The 6,162-nt window shown below is 66.1% G+C and carries 2 protein-coding genes; both read right to left on the bottom strand.

Translation table 11 applies throughout. From position 1 onward, the window contains the following. Positions 1-4,211 (bottom strand): non-ribosomal peptide synthetase (locus tag H9658_RS18685; protein ID WP_191826508.1); only part of this gene is annotated, 4,211 nt, incomplete at its 3' end. A 101-nt stretch (positions 4,212-4,312) separates the two neighbouring features. After that, on the bottom strand, positions 4,313-6,157 hold the full coding sequence (gene fabD, locus H9658_RS18680) for an ACP S-malonyltransferase (RefSeq protein WP_191826507.1): 1,845 nt from the start codon (positions 6,155-6,157) through the stop codon (positions 4,313-4,315). Positions 6,158-6,162 lie beyond the last annotated feature (5 nt).

Raw genomic sequence — 6,162 nt, 5'->3', positions numbered from 1 at the left:
CCGAGCAGCGTCTCCACCATCGGCACGCCGCGCGACAGCGACAGAGCGACGCGTGCGCCACGGCCGATGCCCTGCGCGCCCAACCAGTGGGCAAGCCGATTGGCACGGCGATTCAACGCGTCGTAGCTGACCCGCTGCTCGCCCCACACCAAGGCCACGGCGTCCGGCTGTGCCGCGGCCTGCGCGGCGAACAGCTCGCCCACGCAGGTGTCGCGCGGATAGGACTGCGCCGTCGCGTTCCAGCGGTGCAACACCTGCCCGCGCTCGGCCTCGCCCAGCAACGGCAGCGCCGACACCGGCGCCGCATCGTCGTCGGCCATCGCTGTCAGCAAGCGCTGCCAGTAGCCAACGAAGCGCTCGATCGTCTCGCGATCGAACAAGGCGGTCATGTAATTCAGGAAGCCGCTGATGCAGCCGTCCTTCTCGCGCAGATCCACCAGCAGATCGAGCTGCGCGGTCTTCATCGCCTTCGGCGCGCGCAGGACTTCGATGCCTGGCAGGGCCAATTCGCCCTCGTCCTGACTCTGCCAGGCCAACATCACCTGGAACATCTGGTTGTAAGCGCTGTTGCGCGGCGGCTTGAGCGCTTCGACCACGCGGTCGAACAGCACATCCCCGTGCGCCTGCGCATCGAGCAGCCGCTGGCGCGTGCGGGTGAGCAGTTCGCCGGTGGAGGGATTGCTGTCCAGATCGATCCGCAACGCCAGGGTATTGATGAAGAAGCCGATCAGCGGCTCGATCTCTTCACGGCTGCGGCTGGCCATCGGGCTGCCGATCACGACCTCCGATTGACCCGACAGGCGCGAGAACACTGCCGCCCAGCTGGCCAGGATCGTCATGTAGAGGGTGACGCCGTGGCGCCGACTCAAGGCTTTCAGCCGTGCGGTCAAGGCTTCGCCCAGATGCAGATCGATCGCTGCACCAGCGAAATCCTGCTGCGGCGGGCGCGGGCGATCGGTCGGCAACTCGAGCAGCGGCGGCGCACCTGCCAGCGCATCGCGCCAGTAGCCGATCTGCCGATCCTGCTCCGCGGCCGGCAGATGCTCGCCCTTCCAGAACGCGTAATCGAGGTACTGCACCGGCAGCGCTGGCAGTGCTGCCTGAGCGTGGCCGGTCTCGGCGGCGTAGAACTCGCTCAGTTCCTTGAGCATGACACCGATCGACCAGCCATCGGAGACGATGTGATGGGTCACCCATTGCAGCTCGAATGCATGCTCGTCCAGTTGCAGGACTTGTGCGCGCAGCGGAACGTCGTGACCGAGATCGAAGGGTTCCGCGTACAGTTCCGAATACAGCGTGTCGCAACGAGCGGCCGTATCTTCGGCGCCACGGATATCCTGAAAGCGCAAATCGAACGGCGCAGTCTGGTCGACGCCCAGCATGGGCTCGCCATCGACCTGAATGAAACGGATGCGCAGGATCTCATGTCGCGCGATGATGGCGCGCCAGCTGCGCTCCAGTGCCGGACGATCGAGGTCGCCAGCGAGGCGATACGCGCCGCCGATGTGATGCGCTGAGGTCGCCTGACCGAGCTGGGTCATGACCCAGAAGCCGCGCACGATCTGCGGCATCTGCATCAACGGCCGGCGCGCCACCGGCACGATCTGGCTCAGGCTCGAGACGGCGATGCGTGGCAGGCGCTCGCCCAGCTCGCGCAATTCCGAGGCTTCGAACACATCGCGGAACGTCAGCTCGACATCGAGCGCCTTGCGTACGCGCGATACCAGCTGTACGGCGAGCAACGAGTGCCCGCCAAGCTCGAAGAAATCGTCGTTGCGTCCGATCTTTTCGAGCCGCAGCAAATCGGACCAAATGGAGGCGAGCGTCGTCTCGATCTCGCCCTGCGGCGCCTCATAGGCACGGCGCGTATACGCGTCGTCGTCGGGCGCGGGCAACGCCTTGCGGTCGAGCTTGCCATTGGCGGTCAGCGGCCAGGCTTCCAGACGCACGAATGCCGACGGCATCATGTATTCGGGCAGAGCGCTGGCGACATGCTCGCGAATCGCCGCGATGTCCAGCGCTTCGTCGGCCAGGCAGTAGGCGACCAGGCGCTTGCCGCCGTTGTCGTCGTCGCGCGCGACCACCACCGCTTCGCGTACGCCCGCGCATTCGCCGAGCCTGGCTTCGATCTCGCCCAGCTCGATGCGGAAGCCGCGGATCTTCACCTGGAAGTCGTTGCGACCCAGCAAGGTGATGGTACCGTCGTTCGACCAGCGCCCGAGGTCGCCGGTCTTGTACATGCGCGCGCCGGACTCGGCGCTGAAGGGATCATCGAGAAAGCGATCCGCGGTCAGCTCCGGCTTGCCGAGATAGCCGCGGGCGACGCCATGGCCGCCGATGAAGATCTCGCCGGCCACGCCGACCGGCGCGGGAGTGCCGGCCTCATCGAGGATATAGACCTGCGTGTTGCCGACCGGACGGCCGACGTCGGCGATGAAGCCGGTACTGCGATCCATCCGCGTCCACGTCGAATAGGTGGTGGTTTCGGACGGGCCATAGAGATTGCACAGTTGCTCGACCTGCGGGGTCGCGATGATGCGTTCGGCGAGCGCGCGCTTGAGCGGCTCGCCGGCGACGTTCACCACCCGCACGCTCCGCGGAATCGCCTCGGCGCGCGTCAGCTCCATCATCACCGAAGGCACGGTGTTGATCAGGGTGACCGGCAAGGCCGCGTTCAACAAGGTCAGCGCGTTGTCGACCAGGGTCACACAGCCTCCGCACGACAGCGGCACGCCGTATTCGTAGATCGACAGATCGAAATTGATCGAGGTCGAGAACAGGCAGTTGCGCAGCGTGTCGGGCGAGAACTCCTGCAAGGCCCAGCAAATGAAGTTGACGCCGTTGCGATGTTCGATGGCCACGCCCTTGGGCCGGCCGGTCGAACCGGAGGTATAGATCAGATAGGCCAGATGACGCGAGTGCAGGCCGACCGCTTGCGCCGACAGATTCTCGCCGGGCGCGTTCGCCCACACAGCCGCATCGGCCTGCAGGTCGAGCACGGCCAACGACTGCACCTGTTCCGCCAAGGCCAGCGCTTGCGCCAGCACCGGACCACCAACGGCATCGGTGAGCACCACGCGCGGCATGGCGTCGTCGAGCATGTAGCCCAGACGATCGGCCGGATAGGCCGGGTCCAGCGGCACATAGGCGGCGCCGGACTTCAGCGAGGCCAGCAGCGCGACCAACATCTCGGCGTTGCGCTGCACGCAGATGCCGACCCGCTCGTCCGGGCCAAGGCCAAGCGCGCGCAGATGATGCGCGAGGCGGTTGGCGCGCTCGTTGAGTTGCGCATAGCTCAGCGTACTGGAGCCGGCGACCAGCGCCACCGCGTCCGGCGAGCGCACGACCTGCGCTTCGAACAACTCGTGCATGCAGGCGTCGTGCGGATATTCGATCGCCGTCGCGTTCCAGGTCTCCAGAACCAAGCGGCGCTCGTCCTCGCCAAGAATCGGCAGGTGCGAAACCGCCCGCGCCTCGTCGAGGGTCATCGCGCGCAACAAGCGCTGCCAGTGGCCGAGGTAGCGTTCGACGCTGTCGGCGTCGAACAAGGCGACCGCGTAGTAAAGTTCGCCGGCGATGCCCTCGCCGGTCCCGCGCAGATTCAAGGCCAGATCCACGCCTGGCGACTGTGCCTGGGATGGCGCATCGGCGTCGCGCAAGGCCAGCACGCTCTGAAACACAGGCGCCGGCAGCGCGCCGGCCAGCGATGCGGTCGACGCGACAATGCCTTCGAAGGTTGGCACCGCGTGCGCGAGGGCATCGCGCAGACGCCGGCCGACCCGGGCCAGCAGTTCGGCAACGCTCGGCTGCCCGCTCAGATCGATGCGCAGCGGCAGCACATCGCCGATCGAACCGGCCGGCGCATCGCCATCGGTCGGCACGCCGATCACGACATCGTCCTGACTCGACAAGCGCGCCAGCGTCGCCGCCCACGCCGCCAGCAAGACGGTTTGCAGGGTCGCGTCGTGACGCGCGGCGAGCGCGTCCAGGCGCACGGTCAACTCGGGATCGATAGCGACCGCGACGCTGGCCGTAGCAGGGTCCCGTCGCCCGGAACGCGGACGGTCGGTCGGCAACTCGAGCATGGCCGGTGCGCCGGCGAGCGCGTCGCGCCAATAGGCGACGTGACGATCGAAGTCGTTGCCGATCGCAGGGTTGACCGTTGATGTACCCGCATCGGAGCCGATGCCGGTGCTGATCGAAGCGTCCAAGAAGTTCCCGTTTGACATCCCTATTCCCTGTCCTTGCTGCATCGAACCGGCTTTCCAGCCGGTCCTGTCCTCATGATGCGGACCGAAAGGTCCGATACGCTTCAGGCCGCGAGCCTGTCGATCGCGCCGGCGACGGTTTCCGCGTTGCGTCCGAACTGATTGATCGTGGTGATCTGTTCCAGGCGATCGCCATAACCGTATTTGATGAAACCCGACAGCGTGCCGGTGGGGCCGAGATCGACGAAGCGACACGGCCCTTCCGCGGCGATCGCGGCGACCGCTGCGCGGAAATCCACCATCTCGCTGGTCACCTTCCAGTAGTGCGACGGCTCGACCCGCTCCAGGCGACCACCGGTCGCGGAGGAGTATTGCGCGATGGATGGCACCGAGATCGGCACCCCATCGAACATGCGCAGGAAGGTCGGTTCGATCGGCGCGAGCAAGGGCGAATGAAACGGATACTCGACCGGGAGACGCATCGAGACAACGGCCCGAGCATCCAGCTTGCGCCGGGTGTCGTCGATGGCCGCACGACTGCCACTGACAACGAAGTTGCCGTCGAAATTGACGCTGCCGATCGCGGTACCGCCGTAGAGCTCGGGATGGCTGTGGAAATGTCCGACCGGCGCCATCACGGTGAGCATGCCGCCGCCGGCGGCCTCGCTCCTGAACACCCCGGCCTGGCGGATCACGATGCGCATCGCGTCTTCGTGCAACAGCGTTCCGGCCGCGACCGAGGCCGCGTACTCGCCCAGACTGTAGCCGAGCACGGCATCCGGACGAATGCCGGCATGCGCCATCGCCTGGGTGAGGCCGTAGCCGATGCTGAAGATGGCCGGATGCGACAAACCGATATCGGTCATCTCGCGGCGCTTGCTCGCTTCGTCGTAGAGCTCGGCGACCAGATCGCGCGACGTCATATCCCGATAGATGGCGTTGCACGCGTCCATCGCCTCTCGGAACGCGGCGTTCTTTGCATACAGCTCTCGCCCCATCCCGTAGTACTGCGAGCCTTGGCCCGAGTACATGAAGACGATGCGCGGTTTCACCGCGAAGCGGGCTGGCTCCGTGGCAGCGCTCAAGATCATCGGCGCCTTGCGGATCTTCACGAACAAGCCGCTCAGCACATCGCCCGGCCCGATTTCCCGCAACGCGACCTCGCCCTGCGCCAGCAGCCACGACATCGATTCGTACCAGTTCACCGGATGGCTGATCTGCTCGATCAACTTCGGCAGCCAGGCCTCGCGCGCATGCGGGCGCGCCGTGCGATTGGAGACGACATCGGCGCGCAGCGGATGCAGACGGCCTTGTTCGAACAGCTGTCCGACGAACTCGGCGTAGGCATTCTCGACTTCGCGCATATAGCGCGAATGGAAGGCTGCGCTGACTTTCAGGCGCACGAAACGCGCGCCCGCCCCGGCAAACACGGCCTCGCAGCGACCGATGTCCTCGTGCAGACCCGAGATGACGTGCTGAGTGTCGGAATTGATGTTCGCGATATCGACGCCGCTCAACCCCGATTGGTCCAGAATCGTCCGCACGTGGGCCAGCTCCGGTCCGATGATTGCCGCCATCGCGCCGCGCGGCGCTTGCGCCATCAATGCCCCGCGCTTGGCGACCAACTCGATGCCGGTCGCGAAATCGAACGCGCCCGCGGCGAACAGCGCGGCGAATTCGCCGAGACTATGGCCGGCAAAGACCTGTGGAACTGCCGCACCCTCGTCGCGGGCCTGCAGAAACGCCAGCGCCGACACTGCGAACAGCGCCGGCTGGGTGTACTCGGTCTGGTTGAGCAAGCCGTTCGGATCCTCCAGGCACAGCTCGCGCAAGGAGTAGCCCAGGACCGCGTCGGCCTGCGCGACCAGCTCCGGATAGCGCCCGAACAGCTCGCCGCCCATGCCCTTGTGCTGCGATCCCTGTCCAGGAAACACCCATACCGTCGTCATCGCGC

This window comes from Xanthomonas bonasiae (assembly GCF_014836395.1).
Taxonomy (GTDB): Bacteria; Pseudomonadota; Gammaproteobacteria; order Xanthomonadales; family Xanthomonadaceae; genus Xanthomonas_A; species Xanthomonas_A bonasiae.
Note: the sequence above shows the minus strand (reverse complement) of the source record. Positions and strands in the feature narration are given on the sequence as shown.